Origin of the sequence: Thalassotalea insulae (assembly GCF_030161395.1) — a bacterium.
GTDB classification, from domain to species: Bacteria; Pseudomonadota; Gammaproteobacteria; order Enterobacterales; family Alteromonadaceae; genus Thalassotalea_E; species Thalassotalea_E insulae.
This window is the reverse complement of sequence record NZ_BSST01000001.1, coordinates 696,686-711,810: the sequence shown is the minus strand read 5'-3', so window position 1 is coordinate 711,810 and position 15,125 is coordinate 696,686. Positions and strand designations below refer to the sequence as shown.

Here is a 15,125-nt window from a genome sequence, read left to right as displayed (position 1 = left end):
CTAATTGATATGCTTGATAAGAACTGGTACTTTGGGCGAGTTAAAACAAAAAAGAAATTTATTCTCTACCGTAACTTATGAGAAGGATTCCTTCTCATAAGCGGTTAGGCATACATCATTCAATGAGGTTATGGAGAACGAATGAAAAAGTACGAATATAAAATTATTGATACTCGAGATGTCGAATCGGCGGGGCTATTCAAAGGAAGAAAACGTGAAGATGTAGAAGCCTACCTAAACTCTCTTGGAACTAAGGGGTGGGAACTTGTTAATGTCGATTTCCGTGAGCTCGAAGGTGGATTGGAATTTGCTGGCGTCATGAAAAAAGAAGTTTAGTTACCTATAGACTTTAAATGCCTAACAAGGCACGAAAGCCGGACAAAAAATACCGTTGGTTTTTACTCCTGCGTCGCCAATTTTAACCAACTATTTGTTGCCTCTTATTGAGGCGTTATTTTTCTCTGGTGGCATTTGGATAAGCATCGCAAAATACTTAGTACATTATTTTTTATCTTAGGTGGTTGCATGCTACTCTTTGTGAGTGCAATGCTTATATATAATTTTTGCTTAGGCTACCTAGAAAATGTTATGTGGAATGCTATTTTAGTTCCATTCTCAATTACGCTATTATTCTCAGGATACTGCCTAAATAGAAACAAAGAAGAGGCATATCCATATACCATCTGGGTAGCTGTTGTTAACTTGATAGTTGTACCAATAGGTACACTAGCATCAATTTACTATATTTGGTTTCACTTTAAATTTATTAAAAACAAAATATAACAAAAATTTAAAGCGGGGCTGCTAACAGTTTGCTCGGTTCCGCTACGCTTCACATTTTAGCAAACAATTATGTGCCGCTTAACGCGGCGTTAGGCTTTTCTATAATTCAGGTGAATATGGGTATTATGACAAATAAAAGTACTAAATTGGAAAAAGTAGGGTTTGTATTAGTTGCACTCATAGTTTTGTTACAGGGTTTCTATGGTACTTTTGCTTTCATTGACCCAGCTATGTTTTCTTTCGTCAGAGGCACTGAACTTTTTTCGGGTATGGATGCTGATTGGGTGAAAATATATGGTTCGCGTACAATCTTCATTACCTTAATTTTTGGTTATCTTTTATATACTCGAAATTATATTGTTTTAATGTGGGGGGCATTATTTGCAGTTGTTATGCCAATTACTGATGGGTTACTTGCATATGAAGCTCAAGCACCATTTAAGGTTGTTGCTAAGCATGTTGCGACTATTGTGTACTTATTAATTATCTTCTTCGTATTAAAAAAGGTTATTACCCAAAAAAGTCTATAAAAATAGGACATCGTGAGGCGTTATTTTACTTAGTTGTTGCTAGCTCGACTATACTTTTAACTCCCGAATAAATTGGAGAGTTAAAATGCCTAAATATGTGATTGAACGAGAACTCGATGGAGCGGGAAAACTATCTAGTAATGATTTACAAGGTATATCCCAGAAGTCCTGTGATGTATTAGAAGAGTTAGGACCTAAAATCCAATGGGTCGAAAGTTACATTACTGATAATAAAATATATTGTGTTTACATCGCTCCGGATGAAAATATGATTCGAAAGCACGCTGAAAAGGGAGAATTTCCTATTACAGCAGTAAATGAAGTTAAAAGTGTTATCGATCCAACCACAGCGGAATAAAGTAAACTAACAAGCTGTTAAAGCGGACAAAGTAAAGCTGGCTTTGTTCGCTTTGATCTTGCACCACTTTGGTGGACAGTAATTTAGCCAGCTTTATTTTGCTCATTAACAGGGCGTTAATTTTAAGTGGAATTTTGAGCCGAATTCGAAAACTAAGGATAAATAGGAATATAAACATCAATATTACATTGGTATTTGTAGGCTCTTTTGTGTTGGCGTTAATTATTGGCCGGGATGCATGCATCATTCCCCGTCATCATAATTTTGGGAGTTAACATGAACTTCTTCATAAGAAAACGTTGCCTATGCGCAATCATTACTCTAACGGTTTTTTCTGCCACTGCTGCATCCTCAACTGCGTCTGGTGATGCAAAGCCCACTGACTGTAACGCACTGACGAAAGAACAACTTGCTAGCGCCCTTGCTTTTGAATTTGGGGACATGGATAAGCTTTGGAAGATCATTGACCAGTTAAAGTCTGGTTCGGACCCTTTGCCAGAACAATGGAATTCACTTGCATCTGGTCCCGGGTATGAGAGCTTGATTAAAGAGGAGATCCCAAAGGATGTCCTACTGGAAGCTATACGCACCGCATTTTTGCCTTCTAAACAGACCCAACAAAAGCAATGGAGGGAACAGGGCAAAGCTGCGTTGCGTCTTGTTGAGCACTTTATCGAACTGGACTTGAAGCGTAGGGAAGTCACGAACCTCTTGCTTCAGCTCAAGCAGGAACAAGGTACACTGTCGCAGCACGCCACTGAACTTGCGTGTGGCTATTTTTCACATCCGGCAGGCGAAAGATGGCCCCGGTTTTCCGTCGCCTTTGCCGCCTTCCAGAAAGATGCCCGAGGGTATAGCAGCTCGATCGTGATGGATCCCCTTTTTGCACTTGAAGCGGGCGATAATCTCGTCTATTGGTTAGCCCACGAAACACATCATATATTGCGCCACACAGTAACCGTGTCGACCACACGAAATGCCATGTCTGCCACAAATGAATCACTTGTATGGGTGTTGCATCAACTGCAATCTGAAGGCATTGGTGATCAAATCGATAAACGGCATACATTCTTCAATGATGGATATCTAGCTCACTCAAAATTTGCCAAGTTTTTTCGTGACGAGGTAACCAACGCCCCAGCACGCATTGCGGAGTTAGATGTTCTAATACGTGACCTTCAGGAATGCCAGCAAGACTGCGATACCATCGATGAACGAATCCGCGAAACTGCCGTGATGGCAGGTCATCCTTTAGGTTTTTTTATGGCTGAAACAATTGACAGGACGCTAGGTCGAGAAGCGTTGCTCGCTGACATCGGTAACCCTGCGCAGTTTCTGGTGAGCTACAATCGTGCAGCCCTGAAGAGTTCAAAGGATCTTCCTTTGTTTTCAGACAGCAGCCTTGAGTATGTGTTGCGCTTATTCACTGATCTTTAAAACGGGAACTCAAGTTAAGTGGCTAATATTAGTTGACCACTACTGCATAGCGTCATTGTCTTGTTTTAAGTCACGACTTTGTAATCTTCCTGTTTAATCATCAGTGTCCAAATCAGTCGTGCATTGCTGCTTCACAAATCGCCTCGGCATCGTTATTATCTTTTTTACCGCCAGTGCGAAAAGGTTCAATGAACTTGGCGGCAATAATAGCAACTTGGTGTCCTATGGACTTAAATTCACGCGCCCATAAGTGTGCGCCACTACAAGCCCCCATAGCTATAAGGCAGGGATTAAGCTGAGTAATATAGGGAAGTTATTTTTACGAGACAGTCTCTTACGCATTACTACTTTCCCATGCTTATTCATGCCAACAAGGCTAAACAAATTTTTGGCTAAATCGATACCAAGTGTTTTAATGTTATTCATGATGGGCTCCTTTTTTTAAGTTTCGCACCTTAAGTTTGGCAAATATGCCAGAGTCAAGGGGAGTCCATCTCAGTCGTTAGTTTTTAGTGAATTTTAACATCTGCTAAAGAGGAATAAATAAGTGATAGACCTATTTTCTTTATTAAGTATTGGCCTTGCATTTTTTGTCATAGCCGTTTCACCTGGACCAGCAAATATTTCTAATGCGACCATAGCAATGAGTAAAGGTAGAAGAACTAGTTTAATTTATGGTGCTGGGCTTTCTACTGGTTTAGTGTTTTGGGGGATTATTGCTGCAAGTGGCATGGGGACTATTCTTCAAAGCTCTGTTTATTTACTAATGGCACTTAAGATTTTCGGTGGAATATATCTATTAAGACTGGCCTATCTTTCCGGTAAAGAAACTATGAAACCTAACTCAGTTAGTATTGAAATGATTGATGATAAGGTTTCAGGTAAAAGTTGGTTTTTTCGTGGTGTTATTATGAATATTTCTAACCCTAAAACGGTAATCGCTTGGATGGCTGCACTTTCTGTTGGCTTGGAGGCAAATGATGGAACTCTTTCTCTTATTGCTGGTTTGGTAATTTGTATGGTCGTCGGGTTTGCTACAAATGCTATGTATTCAATTTGCTTCTCATATTGCGGTGTTATGAACTGGTATCAACGCGCAAGTCGATGGATAAATGGTGCAACTTCATTCTTATTTTCTATTGCAGGCATCGGACTACTTCGCTCAGCCTTTAATCGTAGTTCTGTATCGTAATACAAACTAACCAGTTTCTTAAACGGAAAAATAACAGTTGACCATCGCTTCGCTATTATAGCCAACCTTTATTTTCCGCTTAGCAAAGCGTTAACTGTCTAAAGGAGTATGCAGATGAATTTAAGTGTGAAGACTATAACAACAGAAGAGAATCTGCATAAGTCACGTCCTTTGGCTTTTCTTTTAGACTTGATTATTTATATTTCGATAATGTTTTTAATAAGGGAAGTATACTTTTCACAATTCAACTTTATTACCAATGGCCTATTTTGGTCATTTTCCACATTACTTACAGCAACGATTTTAATGCGACTTAGGAAAACTACTTGGAAAGAAATAGGCTTATTTAAGCCAAAAAACTATAAGAAATCTTTGTTAGCTACTGTTTTTATTTTTGCATTCACAATTATCTCGATCTTTATTTTTCAAACGTTAAAAGATCAATTAGGCCTGCAAGTTGCCCCCGATATGTCAGGTGAAAAAGCCGTCTCTAAATTTGGGGAGCTTTCTGGTAACTGGACGCTATTTTTTACGATAATTCCATTTATATGGCTGCAATCCACATTGGAGGAAGTGCTAGACCGAGGGTTTCTTATCAATTGGATCGAAAAAACTTTATCTAGTACTTGGTTTGCAACAGCCGTTGCTGTTTTGGCTCAGGCTCTGATCTTTGGTTTTAGACACTCTTACGATATATCTGAACGTTCAATAACTGTTGCTTTAATTGGTCTTGCTATGGGGATTGGTTATGTAGCATTTGGCAGAAACTTATGGCCGCTAATTTTTGCACATTGCCTACTTAATACGATGTCTATGTTAGAAAGAGTTTAAAACTGACGTTTACAAGCCACTCAATCAGACAATTTACAGCTGGCTCAGTTCCGCTTCGCTACACAATTTTATCAAGCTATTATCAGCCTCTGAATGGGGCGTTAGTAGTCTTTATCTTTTGGAGTAAAAAACAGGAATTGCTTTTAAACAGATAAAATGGCTTTTCAGTTTAAGTCATCCACCATTTCAATGCTGTTTTTCACCTTCATCTAAAGCATCGCTGTTCTTGGCGTTATTTTTAAAGTAAGGTAAAGTCATTAAATTAATCAGCAGTTTATATGTGGTTAAAGTGGTAAACCGCGTTCATCCATTTGTAAACTGCTAATAAGTAAAATCTGGCGGACACACAACGCTTGCTCGCGCTTCGCGCAGTGTAGCAAACGTTGCTTAGCCGCTGTTTTAAGCGTTAGCTTTTCTGAGTAGATCAACTTGCAACGTAAGTGAAAATCAAAAAAGGTAACTCTGTACTAAGGGGTTATGTTTTGCATTGCATAAAGAGGGATGTATGGTTCTGGTTAAGATTATTCGAGTCGCATTTTTAGTTGTTATTTCATTGAATTTAGCAATAGCAGATGAAATTGATTTAAATCTGTTTGATCTAAAACGGTTAAACGACAATGTTTACGTGGTCAGCCAGGATTATGGGCATTCAAATATTAACTTTGCCTTTGTAATAGGGGAGCATGATGTTGCATTAATTACATCGATGATGAAAGATTACTCAAGACATGTGCAGTCATTAGTGCAAGGCATTACAGAGAAAAAAATCGAATACGTCTTTGCCTTGGACGGCGACTACTATCAGTACAATGGCAGCAGGCTTTTTGTAGAAAATGGCGCGACTTTTGTAGCAAGAGAAAACTTGATCCCCGATGCTTTTGCAAACAGGATTTTAGTCGCTTCGAAGCGTATTTTCGATCTAAAATATGAAGTGATCGAAGCAACTCCCACAAAGGCCCACACCGATGATCACATGATGCTCAAGCTGAAGAAAAGCAACATTATATTTGCAGGTGATGCAGTAGGTTTTGATTGGATTGTCTATTCGGGTAAAAATGGCCCACTGGCTCATCTTGATGCACTGAAAAGCATCCTTAGAGATGTTGATGACGAAACTAAAATATTTCCTGGAAACTGGTCCGCAAAACAATATGGGAATAAAGTCGATCTTGAAAATTTAATTGGGGTATATGAGGAGTTTGTCAATCAGGTTTTTTTGCTATCAAAACGAAATATGAAACCTGAGGACATTGCTGCTGATGAATCGATACATAGTTTGCTACGCCACCTAAACTCTTACGACTTTCAAAAAGATTATCTGGTTCATTATGTTAAAGACGTGTTAAGTGAAAAGTAAAACAAGGATACCGGAATCAAGTCTAGCAATCCTACATTCGCGGTGTTACTCATCTCTGGCGCTAGATATATCGAGAGTCTGAGTAAGGTTAAAAAAACAGCCATATAAGCCACTCAATACGGGACTGCTAACAGCTTGGCTCAGTTCCGCTTCGCTACACAATTTTGTCAAGCTATTATCAGCCCCTTATGGCGGCGTTATATTTTTAAAGGGTATCCAGATGCAACGGTTAAGCTTTTTGTTATTTATATCTTTAATTACTGTCGGCTGCAGTTCTAACAATAAGGAATTACTTAGTGAAATCGCAATAAATGTAAAAATGCATGAACTGCACAAATATTGGGTACCTAAAAAAAGTAGTATTTCATTCAACAATAATTGGGTGCCTCCACAAGAATCAGGGTTTGTTAACGTTAAAATTTTAATTGGCTCTAATGGCGAAGTTTCTAATCCAGTTATAATTGAGTCAAAAGGTGGTTGGGATAAATTTGCATTGCGTGCGGTACAGGAAAAACATTACGTCAACACTGATTTTAACCATAAAAAAACGCCTGTTTACGTAATATTAGAATTTCGATTCTCTGCTCCATCAATATTATAACAAAGCGTCTAAAAAGTCGGGCACATAAAAGCTTGCTGTGCTCCTTAGTCGCCAATTTTAGCAAGCTTTTATTAAGCCGTTTAACGCGGCGTTATATGCCAAGGAAGAATTCAAGTTGAGTATTAGCCCATGGACGAGTGAAGTTGAAGTTCAAAGTCCTAACGAAAAACATTTAGCATCTGTTTAAAATGCCTTTGAAATAGCAATGGGAGCACCCACATCAGGAGTTCTTTCAATTGACGGAAAAATTATTTCTACACGATGTAATCCCTCAATTATTTGGTCAAATGATTCAATGCATTTAGCTTTTCCTGAATGGACAAGATCGAACAGTCAGAAATTAATGGTTTATTCTGTTAAATCTAAAGAATTGAAGGTATTACCAAAAATTTATAGAATATTGGAGCTTAAAAATTTTGATGGGTTATGTATTGAAGGTGTAGATTCCCCAATTTATAAACCCAAAGATATTAATATCGAAATAGATTTTTAGTATTGATATATAACAAGCCATTGCGGTGCGGGACTTTTGCAAGTTGGTTTTCCTCGCTGCGTTCGTTATTTTAGTCCACAATTATTTGCCTGTTAACGAGGCGTAATAAGTTATTCAGGCTTGAGAGGTGAAACCTAAAATTTAATATGAAAAATAACGTAGTAATAAGAGAATCAAACGAGAATGATCGCGCGTTTATTTTTGAGCTTTCACCTTATCTAGCTGAGGTAGCAAAACTAGATTGGCATACTGAAGATGCGGTTCAAGAAATGCAGGACAATTATATTTCAGAAATGCTTGCTAACACCTCAACGCCAAGTACAACGTTGATAGCTGAAATTGAAAATTCTCCTCTAGGGTTCATTCACGTTCGTACACACAAAGATGGTATTTCGGGTGAAATTTGCGGAACAGTTCCTCTGTTAGCTGTATCACCTAAATCACAAGGTTTAGGTGTAGGTAAGCTGTTAATGGAGTCTGCTGAACAGTGGGCTAAAAATTTGGACTGTCGCTTGTTACACCTTGAAGTATTTGCAAATAATTCAAAGGCTAACAGTTTTTATAAAAAACTTGGTTTTAAGTCTGAAACTTTGCATATGGTTAAAACTATTTAGCGTAACCCGCATGAAACACGGCTATTTGTAAACAAGGAAAGTCACTAGATGAAAAAAAAGGCTTTTGCAGCAACTTTTGCTGTACTTTTTACTACTAACGTACCAGCAGATACGATTGGTTTATACCTCGGTGGCCAAATTTGGCAAAGTGAAGCAAGTGGTCTTTTGGCTGAACAAAATACAATAGGTGACTTTACTTTAAAAAAAGGGCAGCAAAATAGCTATTTTATTGCCGTTGAACACCCGATTGCTATTCTTCCTAATGTACGCATTTCAAGTGCTACGCTTGACACTACATCAGGTACAACTCATTTAACGCAAGAATATAATGCCGATAACGAAACCGCGCATGTTGATGTTCATGCTGATATTGATATTGATACCAATTTTAACGTAAGTTACGTTGATTACACCTTATATTACGAATTATTTGATAACGGCTCCTTTTCATTCGACTTGGGATTAACTGCTAGAGATTTTGGTGGTGCAGTTATTGTAACGGAGGACGCAAATATTGTGACTACAAGTCGGGATCGTATTTGGGATGGAGAAGATCACGATGATCATGATTATCATAATGTTACAGAAACAACAGAGACTGTTACTACCGATAAAATAAAGACAAACGAGGTAGAGCCTATGTTGTATGTTGCCTCTAATATTAGCTTGCCATTAAGCGGCTTAAGTTTATTTATCCAAGGTGATTTTTCATTAAAAGATGACCAAACACATTCTGATTATCAAGTTGGCTTAAGTTACGAATTAGTCGATAACAGAATGATGGATTTCTATTTGACCTTAGGCTATCGAGCCGAGAAAATGGAATTTGAAAAGTTAAATGATTTATATACCGATCTTGAGTTTAAGGGGACTTTTGTCGGCGTGACTGTACACTTTTAAAAACGCTATGATGTGTGGTGTTAATAAATAAGAAACATAACAAGTAAATTAACGTCAATAAAAAGTCGTTAGTTATTACTTTTTTCGGCTAATTTTAGCGAAAAATTTATGCGCTATATCGTTGAGTATTAGCATTGGGCACTATACTGATCCAAAGTTACCGTACAAGAAAACAGAGCCAGAAATAAGCAGCACTCTTACGGTATGCTGCTTAGTTTCTGAGCTTGAGCTATTTTTGAGCAATTTTCACTCGAATTCTATTTTTGGCAACTCTTGTTTCATGCAAAGCAGAAAGCGCTGATTGAGCTTCATTTTCATCAGGCATTTCTACAAAAGCAAAGCCTTTTGATTTAGCTGTCTCTTGGTCTAAAACTAAATTACAATCAGTGACAGTGCCATGAGTAGAAAATAAAATACGAATTTCTTGCTCTGTTGTTGAGCGTGAAAGGTTACGAACTAAAAGTTTCATAATGAGCCATGTAGTATAAAGTGCAACGCCATTGTCTCACAGTTTTTGATTAGCAGTGCATTGTTTCTTTAAGTGGGCCAGAAATAATAGCAATTGAAATAATCAGTTATTTTAATTGCTATAAATTTCTTGTGAGATGAGAGAGTTTAAGCGAGCGCGCTACAGGCCATGACGGTCAAGCGTAGCGCGCTACATATGGTTGGGAAAACGAGTGGCATTGCGCCTTTTATTTTCCCGTTTACGATTTATTAGCTTGAATTTCAAACTGAGTAGAAAAGTTGTACTACCGAGCCAGATAAATATAAACCGAGCCCAAAAACTGTGTGAGTTACTAGGCTTTGCAATCGAGCTGAAGTTGGTTTTGCTGTTCGGGCGGCAGCTAGTCCTGCCCCCATCCCTGGCTGCATTAACAAAAATGGTGCTGCAATGGTAGCAATGCCAACGGTAAGTGCAGGGCCAAGCGTTGGATTATAGAGCCACGGAACCCCCCATATGCTGATCAATAATGCAGCGAAAGCTATGCCTACCAGATAGTGAAACGTCCATCCTATAAGGTGTTCTCCACACATGGCTGGGGATGTGGCAATAGCGTTATGGCGAAACTTCCCGTAAGCCATGTAGGCTATCCAGCGTCCCACCATTTTGTAATTGGGGGCCGTACTACCGAATAGTCGCTTGCGGACAATACCCCATAAGTCCATGACGACTGTGGCTCCTATACCTATTAATACTATGGATAATAAAATGTTCATTACACACTCCGTGACTTGTATCGATTTGAAACGGGTGATAGCGTACAACTTAAAGTCGACTTGAGGTCAAGCAAAAATTATGGATATCTCCGAAGTAGCAAAACGTTCTGGTGTACCCGCCTCGACATTGCGGTTCTATGAAGAGAAAGGATTAATTAACTCTGTTGGCAGGCAAGGGTTACGTCGGGTTTTTAGCGCTAATATATTGGAGCGATTGGCCTTGATTGCCTTAGGTCGTGTGGCAGGGTTTTCGCTGGATGAAATTGCCCAAATGTTAGGTGCAAAAGGGCAACCCAATATTGACAGAGAATTACTGCTGAGTAAGGCAGATGAACTGGATATCATTATTCAAAAGCAGATAGCAATGCGAGATGGACTTCGGCATGCAGCTGTTTGTTCTGCTCCCAGTCATATGGAGTGCCCTAAGTTTAGGCATTTACTCGGATTGGCTGCTTCTGGAGCAATTAAAGGCGAAGGTACAAGGAAGCTATCGCAAAAGCGGCGCTCTAGTAAAGTGGTGAATTGGGTAAGTCAGTGATGAGCGGAGCGCTAGATAAATTATGAATCCGAATAAAGTTGTACGTGAAGCAGTTAGTAAGCTTACAGACCTGCCAAATATAGGTAAGGCAAGTGCCGCAGACCTTAAGTTGCTTGGTATCGAGAAACCGGACGATCTTGTCGGGCAAGATCCGTATGATATGTATGAGAGGCTCTGCGCGATAACCAGTACCAGACACGACCCATGTGTGATTGATGTTTTTATTTCCGTTACATCTTTTATCCAAGGTGACGAGCCAAAGAATTGGTGGGCTTACACGGCCGAGCGGAAGAGAATGCAGAGTGGGAAGTAAGATCTGTACAGCGCAGAGTAAGGGTATTATGCAATGAAAAAATAGATTAGTTTACGGTTTTCCCGTTCTCAACATTTTAGCAATCTCTTTGTAACCTATTATTAGCACTTTTATATTTATACTGTTTTTATATACAGTTTATTGTGTTACTCTTTGAAAAACTCACTGTTTATGATTTAAAGGTGTTACATGATTAAAGGAAGTTGTTGTTGCGAAACCGTTCAATTTGAACTGACCGAAAAGCCTAGCATGATGGGGATGTGCCATTGCAGTCGTTGTCGAAAAGTTGGAGCAAGTGCTTTGATGTTTGTAAAATCTAACAATTTTAAAATTACCACTGGCCGCGAGAAAATAGTGACCTACAAAGCTGAACCACCTTATAAGTACGATCGCTGTTTTTGTTCTGTCTGTGGTACGGCTCTTGGAGAGGTTCTTTCTGAAATGGAGTCTTTTCCAATAAATGCAAACTGCATAGATAGTGAAATTGAAATTGAAAATGCATTTCACGAATTTGTTGCGGAGAAACCGAGTTGGTTGAAAATAGCCGACAACGCAAAACAGTTCGATGAACATCCACATGAGTAATAGTGATTAGTTTATGTGAATAGCCGATCTTCATCCTTTTGATCAAATGAAAGATATGAAGATCACAGGAGCTATTTACTTAAACGACCGGTATCAAATAAAGTTTATTGGAATGATGATAGTATTGCATAAATTTTAATATAACAATGAGTTAAATCAGCTGCTAATAGCTTGCTCGATTTCAGCAAGTTGTTGTGAGTTACGGATTAAGACGTGAGATGACACTGATATTGGCCTTTAAAACTATATGAATAAAGCAAAAGTAGTCGCAATAAGTGGTGTTTCGGGGAGCGGAAAAACCTCGGTAATTAGATCGTTGTCGAAAAAGTTTTCTTGTCCTTTTTTATTGTTTGATGATCATACCGATGAAAACACTTACCCTAAGGATATGAAACGCTGGCATCATAATGGGGCGGACGCATCAAATATAAAAACGCCTAAACTTATAGATGCACTTCATCAATTGATTTCTGACAGTAATAGCGATTATGTTTTTATTGAAGAGCCATTTGGTAGAAGCAGAGATTCAATTTCTTCGTTAATCGATTACGTAATTTTACTCGATATGCCAATGGAGATCTGTTTATCCCGGGTAATTATGAGAAATATCAATCATCCCAACAGTGATTCGTTAAATGCTATTGCTCAATATTTATCCATGTATGAAGATCATTTTCGAGAAATTTATATTGAGTCAACTCATCAGATCAGAGAAGATTGTGACCTTATCATTCAGCAAGTAGATTCAGTTGAATCTATAACCTGTTTAATTGGTCATTGGCTAAAAAATACTGCTAATTAATGTAGCAATATAGAGATAGTTTTTATACGTTGTCCGTTTACCGGGTGTTACTCAACTTTTCCGGTTGGGTTAGTGAAAGGGCTAATGTTGAGTTATCCAAATATCTAGTTGATGTCATGCAGAGAATAAAAGTATTAGGTAAATAGGGAAAGATACTGATGAATTTATGGGTTCTAAGTGCGGGTATTATTGGGCTGTGTACGGCTTTAATACATATATTGGCTGGGCAAATTGACCCCGTTCGACCATTTCTAAGAACTAATTTACCCGATGTTCAAAAGGCGACTTTATTGGCATCTTGGCATATGGTATCTGTAATTCTTTGTATTTTGGCAACATTCTTAGTCTATGTCGGTTGGGTTGATCAGCAGGGATTATATCAAGTCGTTGCCGGTATTTCGTTAATATTTGTTACATTCTCTCTGGTGTTTATTCTTGTTGGCTGGTTCTTTTTTGGCTATCGTTCGTTCATTAATTTACCACAGTGGAGTTTATTGTTGCCAATTGGCACTCTTGGGTTAATTGGTGTGATTTAATCCTTGTTAACAGTAATAGAGCGATGTGTTTTTTTATGAATAAAAAGATTGGATTATGGTTACTTATGCTCGTTGCATTAATCGCGGTAGGTACCGCCATTGCCCATATGTCCTGCATTTTTCTTGGGCCGCAGTGTTATGCTGCTCAGATGGCACCGCCAGAAATTGTACAGTCAGCAGAAAATGGCACCTTATTAGCGCCTTTGAGTACAGCTTTTATATCTTTGCTATTTATTATTGTTGGACTTTACTCACTCTCAAGTGCAAGGGTTATTAGGCGTTTACCATTACTCTCTTTAGCTGTTTATGTGATTTCAACGCTTTGCATCGTCCGAGGATTAGCAACTATCCCATCGTCTTTTATTTATCCGGAATTAGTCAGCATATTTAGCACAATTGCTGGTGCTATTTGGTTTTTAACCGGAGTTATGTTTATTCTCGGACATAATTTTATCAGGCAAGCAAACAGGTAGTTATCGTAATCAATCGGGTTTTCGGGCCGCGCCAATTGATTGAGTTTCGTGAATACACAGGCATTACCTTAAACCTGTCACTGTTAGTGTTGTTTATTGTATTTATAGATGGAGTTTTAATGAAAAATATTTACTTACTGTTAGCTATTATTGGGGCTGTGATCCCTTATCTTTTTTATATTCAATTTATGCAAGTAGAAGGGCTGAATTTTTCCTTATTTATCACACAAATATTTGCGAATAAGGCGGCGAGTGGCTTTACCGCGGATGTGTTATTAGCAACAGTTGTTTTTTGGTGTTTTATTTTTCAGCGTGCGAAAAGCTCATCAGCTCCTAAGCCTTTAGTTTTCTTTGTATTAAGTTGTACGGTAGGTTTGTCATGTGCATTACCTGCTTATTTATATGCAAACGAAAACTAACTCTGGCCCGCTCAATCATGCGCTCTAATCAAGCTTTAACGCACTTAATAGTTTGTAGCGCACCTATACAAGGAGATTTTAATGCCACATTGTGTAATCGAGCATTCAGCCAATATTGATGGAGAAACGTTAGTTCCTTTGGTCTATAAAGGAGCGTTAGCTTCCAATTTATTTGACCCTGAAGGCAGTGATATCAAGGTAAGAGCTTTACCCTATGCTAATTATCAAACGGGTAAGCTAAACCTTAGTTTTATACACGTTACGTTAAATATACTGTCAGGGCGCAATAGTGAACAAAAATCAGCATTAACTCAATTAGTTTTAGGACAATTAAAAACATTAACTATGACTAACTGCTCTATTTCCGTAGAGGTTGCTGATATCGATCGTGCCAGCTATGCCAAGGTTATAGTGTAGACATTACTAAAGACTGTGGCGTCAATTAAACGCCTGGGCTACGCTGAATAATTTTTAGCTATGCTGAACTCAATATTTTATTTGTGAATTAGAACCTGTATTTATATTTGAAAATACTATAAATAAAAATATTGATTTTCACCGTTCAAACCCTAAATAGATCTATGTGGTTAGGTTGTCTAAATTGGAAGCTTAGCCACACTTAATTGTTTTTATTTTATGTTGCTTCTATTGGAGGATATATGATGAACTCAGTTGATTTAACCCCACTATACCGCAGCAGTATTGGCTTTGATGGTTTAGCGTCTTTATTAGACAGTGCGTTAGCATCAGAAACAACCGCCAGCGGTTACCCACCATATAATATCGAAGCTATTGAAGAAAACCACTATGCCATTACGTTGGCTGTCGCTGGCTTTGCTCAAGAGCAACTCGATATACAAGTAGAGAAAGGCGTACTCACGGTACGAGGCGAAAAGAACGCAAAAGACGAGCGTAATTATTTGTACCACGGAATTGCCACTCGCACTTTTGAGCGCAAATTCAACTTGGCCGATTACGTTGAAGTCACTAACGCCGCTCTTGCTAATGGCTTGTTAACTATTGAGCTGGTAAAAGAAATTCCAGAGGCGATGAAGCCTAAGTCAATAGCCATTAATCAAAAGACTAGTGCTATTGAGCATAAGGCTCAGCAGAAAGAAACTAAAGCTGCGTAAAAATGTAGA

Annotated in this window: 24 protein-coding genes; 20 read left to right on the top strand and 4 right to left on the bottom strand. The window is 38.5% G+C overall.

The window, feature by feature from the left end; all coding sequences use genetic code 11:
* Positions 1–141 precede the first annotated feature (141 nt).
* The 4 genes from QQK06_RS03410 (at position 142) to QQK06_RS03395 (ending at position 3,108) form a co-directional block, all read left to right on the top strand.
* A complete protein-coding gene (locus QQK06_RS03410) occupies positions 142–336 on the top strand; it encodes a DUF4177 domain-containing protein (RefSeq protein ID WP_206482924.1) in 195 nt (64 codons plus the stop codon).
* Positions 337–908: 572 nt separating this feature from the next.
* Positions 909–1,313, top strand: coding sequence for a DUF4267 domain-containing protein (locus tag QQK06_RS03405; RefSeq protein ID WP_284243198.1), 405 nt, complete (start codon positions 909–911; stop codon positions 1,311–1,313).
* 85 nt (positions 1,314–1,398) lie between these two features.
* Positions 1,399–1,671 carry a DUF4242 domain-containing protein gene (locus tag QQK06_RS03400; RefSeq protein ID WP_284243197.1) on the top strand — a complete coding sequence of 91 codons (273 nt, stop codon included), beginning with the start codon at positions 1,399–1,401 and terminating at the stop codon, positions 1,669–1,671.
* 276 nt (positions 1,672–1,947) lie between these two features.
* Positions 1,948–3,108: a DUF5700 domain-containing putative Zn-dependent protease gene (locus tag QQK06_RS03395; RefSeq protein WP_284243196.1), complete on the top strand. Its 1,161-nt coding sequence runs from the start codon at positions 1,948–1,950 to the stop codon at positions 3,106–3,108.
* A 112-nt stretch (positions 3,109–3,220) separates the two neighbouring features.
* Here QQK06_RS03395 and QQK06_RS03390 read toward each other — a convergent pair whose 3' ends face one another.
* Both QQK06_RS03390 and QQK06_RS03385 read right to left on the bottom strand, forming a co-directional pair.
* The gene (locus tag QQK06_RS03390; RefSeq protein WP_284243195.1) at positions 3,221–3,382 is read right to left on the bottom strand and encodes a hypothetical protein; all 162 of its coding nucleotides are present in this window, start codon (positions 3,380–3,382) and stop codon (positions 3,221–3,223) included.
* 2 nt (positions 3,383–3,384) lie between these two features.
* On the bottom strand, positions 3,385–3,534 hold the full coding sequence (locus tag QQK06_RS03385) for a hypothetical protein (protein ID WP_284243194.1): 150 nt from the start codon (positions 3,532–3,534) through the stop codon (positions 3,385–3,387).
* Positions 3,535–3,655: 121 nt separating this feature from the next.
* Here QQK06_RS03385 and QQK06_RS03380 point away from each other — a divergent pair, with 121 nt between their 5' ends.
* The 7 genes from QQK06_RS03380 to QQK06_RS03350 all read left to right on the top strand — a co-directional run bounded on the left by QQK06_RS03380 (position 3,656) and on the right by QQK06_RS03350 (position 9,096).
* Entirely contained in the window at positions 3,656–4,300 is a 645-nt protein-coding gene (locus QQK06_RS03380; protein ID WP_284243193.1) for a LysE family translocator, read from the top strand.
* Positions 4,301–4,414: 114 nt separating this feature from the next.
* The gene (locus QQK06_RS03375) at positions 4,415–5,131 is read left to right on the top strand and encodes a CPBP family intramembrane glutamic endopeptidase (RefSeq protein WP_284243192.1); all 717 of its coding nucleotides are present in this window, start codon (positions 4,415–4,417) and stop codon (positions 5,129–5,131) included.
* A 505-nt stretch (positions 5,132–5,636) separates the two neighbouring features.
* Positions 5,637–6,488, top strand: a complete 852-nt coding sequence (locus QQK06_RS03370; RefSeq protein WP_284243191.1) for a hypothetical protein — start codon at positions 5,637–5,639, stop codon at positions 6,486–6,488.
* A gap of 220 nt (positions 6,489–6,708) precedes the next feature.
* Positions 6,709–7,089: an energy transducer TonB gene (locus QQK06_RS03365; protein WP_284243190.1), complete on the top strand. Its 381-nt coding sequence runs from the start codon at positions 6,709–6,711 to the stop codon at positions 7,087–7,089.
* Positions 7,090–7,294: 205 nt separating this feature from the next.
* Positions 7,295–7,582, top strand: a complete 288-nt coding sequence (locus tag QQK06_RS03360; RefSeq protein WP_284243188.1) for a hypothetical protein — start codon at positions 7,295–7,297, stop codon at positions 7,580–7,582.
* Positions 7,583–7,728: 146 nt separating this feature from the next.
* A complete protein-coding gene (locus tag QQK06_RS03355) occupies positions 7,729–8,196 on the top strand; it encodes a GNAT family N-acetyltransferase (RefSeq protein WP_284243187.1) in 468 nt (155 codons plus the stop codon).
* 48 nt (positions 8,197–8,244) lie between these two features.
* A complete protein-coding gene (locus tag QQK06_RS03350) occupies positions 8,245–9,096 on the top strand; it encodes a TIGR04219 family outer membrane beta-barrel protein (protein WP_284243186.1) in 852 nt (283 codons plus the stop codon).
* A gap of 229 nt (positions 9,097–9,325) precedes the next feature.
* Here QQK06_RS03350 and QQK06_RS03345 read toward each other — a convergent pair whose 3' ends face one another.
* Complete coding sequence (locus QQK06_RS03345) at positions 9,326–9,565, bottom strand: RNA recognition motif domain-containing protein (protein WP_284243185.1); 240 nt, start codon at positions 9,563–9,565, stop codon at positions 9,326–9,328.
* Positions 9,566–9,825: 260 nt separating this feature from the next.
* On the bottom strand, positions 9,826–10,317 hold the full coding sequence (locus tag QQK06_RS03340) for a DUF2938 domain-containing protein (RefSeq protein ID WP_284243184.1): 492 nt from the start codon (positions 10,315–10,317) through the stop codon (positions 9,826–9,828).
* Positions 10,318–10,396: 79 nt separating this feature from the next.
* Between QQK06_RS03340 and QQK06_RS03335 the strand changes: the two genes are divergently transcribed.
* The 9 genes from QQK06_RS03335 to QQK06_RS03295 all read left to right on the top strand — a co-directional run bounded on the left by QQK06_RS03335 (position 10,397) and on the right by QQK06_RS03295 (position 15,116).
* Entirely contained in the window at positions 10,397–10,855 is a 459-nt protein-coding gene (locus QQK06_RS03335; RefSeq protein ID WP_284243183.1) for a helix-turn-helix domain-containing protein, read from the top strand.
* Between the two features lie 22 nt (positions 10,856–10,877).
* On the top strand, positions 10,878–11,168 hold the full coding sequence (locus QQK06_RS03330) for a helix-hairpin-helix domain-containing protein (protein WP_284243182.1): 291 nt from the start codon (positions 10,878–10,880) through the stop codon (positions 11,166–11,168).
* 189 nt (positions 11,169–11,357) lie between these two features.
* The gene (locus tag QQK06_RS03325; RefSeq protein WP_284243181.1) at positions 11,358–11,753 is read left to right on the top strand and encodes a GFA family protein; all 396 of its coding nucleotides are present in this window, start codon (positions 11,358–11,360) and stop codon (positions 11,751–11,753) included.
* Between the two features lie 247 nt (positions 11,754–12,000).
* Entirely contained in the window at positions 12,001–12,555 is a 555-nt protein-coding gene (locus QQK06_RS03320; RefSeq protein ID WP_284243180.1) for a nucleoside/nucleotide kinase family protein, read from the top strand.
* A gap of 158 nt (positions 12,556–12,713) precedes the next feature.
* Positions 12,714–13,091 (top strand): hypothetical protein, encoded by a 378-nt coding sequence (locus tag QQK06_RS03315; RefSeq protein WP_284243179.1) that lies wholly within the window; start codon positions 12,714–12,716, stop codon positions 13,089–13,091.
* A gap of 35 nt (positions 13,092–13,126) precedes the next feature.
* Positions 13,127–13,564 (top strand): hypothetical protein, encoded by a 438-nt coding sequence (locus QQK06_RS03310; RefSeq protein WP_284243178.1) that lies wholly within the window; start codon positions 13,127–13,129, stop codon positions 13,562–13,564.
* A gap of 119 nt (positions 13,565–13,683) precedes the next feature.
* Positions 13,684–13,983, top strand: coding sequence for a DUF2834 domain-containing protein (locus QQK06_RS03305; RefSeq protein ID WP_284243177.1), 300 nt, complete (start codon positions 13,684–13,686; stop codon positions 13,981–13,983).
* An 81-nt stretch (positions 13,984–14,064) separates the two neighbouring features.
* Complete coding sequence (locus QQK06_RS03300; RefSeq protein ID WP_284243176.1) at positions 14,065–14,400, top strand: 5-carboxymethyl-2-hydroxymuconate Delta-isomerase; 336 nt, start codon at positions 14,065–14,067, stop codon at positions 14,398–14,400.
* Positions 14,401–14,645: 245 nt separating this feature from the next.
* Positions 14,646–15,116, top strand: a complete 471-nt coding sequence (locus QQK06_RS03295; protein ID WP_284246561.1) for an Hsp20 family protein — start codon at positions 14,646–14,648, stop codon at positions 15,114–15,116.
* The last annotated feature ends 9 nt before the right edge of the window (positions 15,117–15,125 follow it).

Bases quoted from the DNA above. Each gene is read 5' to 3' on its own strand.
- QQK06_RS03335 (WP_284243183.1), top strand. From the start codon at position 10,397: ATGGATATCTCCGAAGTAGCAAAACGTTCTGGTGTACCCGCCTCGACA.
- QQK06_RS03400 (WP_284243197.1), top strand. From the start codon at position 1,399: ATGCCTAAATATGTGATTGAACGAGAACTCGATGGAGCGGGAAAACTA.
- QQK06_RS03340 (WP_284243184.1), bottom strand. From the start codon at position 10,317: ATGAACATTTTATTATCCATAGTATTAATAGGTATAGGAGCCACAGTC.
- QQK06_RS03300 (WP_284243176.1), top strand. From the start codon at position 14,065: ATGCCACATTGTGTAATCGAGCATTCAGCCAATATTGATGGAGAAACG.
- QQK06_RS03355 (WP_284243187.1), top strand. From the start codon at position 7,729: ATGAAAAATAACGTAGTAATAAGAGAATCAAACGAGAATGATCGCGCG.
- QQK06_RS03395 (WP_284243196.1), top strand. From the start codon at position 1,948: ATGAACTTCTTCATAAGAAAACGTTGCCTATGCGCAATCATTACTCTA.
- QQK06_RS03310 (WP_284243178.1), top strand. From the start codon at position 13,127: ATGAATAAAAAGATTGGATTATGGTTACTTATGCTCGTTGCATTAATC.
- QQK06_RS03345 (WP_284243185.1), bottom strand. From the start codon at position 9,565: ATGAAACTTTTAGTTCGTAACCTTTCACGCTCAACAACAGAGCAAGAA.
- QQK06_RS03295 (WP_284246561.1), top strand. From the start codon at position 14,646: ATGAACTCAGTTGATTTAACCCCACTATACCGCAGCAGTATTGGCTTT.
- QQK06_RS03370 (WP_284243191.1), top strand. From the start codon at position 5,637: ATGGTTCTGGTTAAGATTATTCGAGTCGCATTTTTAGTTGTTATTTCA.
- QQK06_RS03365 (WP_284243190.1), top strand. From the start codon at position 6,709: ATGCAACGGTTAAGCTTTTTGTTATTTATATCTTTAATTACTGTCGGC.
- QQK06_RS03375 (WP_284243192.1), top strand. From the start codon at position 4,415: ATGAATTTAAGTGTGAAGACTATAACAACAGAAGAGAATCTGCATAAG.
- QQK06_RS03360 (WP_284243188.1), top strand. From the start codon at position 7,295: ATGGGAGCACCCACATCAGGAGTTCTTTCAATTGACGGAAAAATTATT.
- QQK06_RS03405 (WP_284243198.1), top strand. From the start codon at position 909: ATGACAAATAAAAGTACTAAATTGGAAAAAGTAGGGTTTGTATTAGTT.
- QQK06_RS03390 (WP_284243195.1), bottom strand. From the start codon at position 3,382: ATGGGGGCTTGTAGTGGCGCACACTTATGGGCGCGTGAATTTAAGTCC.
- QQK06_RS03325 (WP_284243181.1), top strand. From the start codon at position 11,358: ATGATTAAAGGAAGTTGTTGTTGCGAAACCGTTCAATTTGAACTGACC.
- QQK06_RS03305 (WP_284243177.1), top strand. From the start codon at position 13,684: ATGAAAAATATTTACTTACTGTTAGCTATTATTGGGGCTGTGATCCCT.
- QQK06_RS03330 (WP_284243182.1), top strand. From the start codon at position 10,878: ATGAATCCGAATAAAGTTGTACGTGAAGCAGTTAGTAAGCTTACAGAC.
- QQK06_RS03320 (WP_284243180.1), top strand. From the start codon at position 12,001: ATGAATAAAGCAAAAGTAGTCGCAATAAGTGGTGTTTCGGGGAGCGGA.
- QQK06_RS03410 (WP_206482924.1), top strand. From the start codon at position 142: ATGAAAAAGTACGAATATAAAATTATTGATACTCGAGATGTCGAATCG.
- QQK06_RS03315 (WP_284243179.1), top strand. From the start codon at position 12,714: ATGAATTTATGGGTTCTAAGTGCGGGTATTATTGGGCTGTGTACGGCT.
- QQK06_RS03385 (WP_284243194.1), bottom strand. From the start codon at position 3,534: ATGAATAACATTAAAACACTTGGTATCGATTTAGCCAAAAATTTGTTT.
- QQK06_RS03350 (WP_284243186.1), top strand. From the start codon at position 8,245: ATGAAAAAAAAGGCTTTTGCAGCAACTTTTGCTGTACTTTTTACTACT.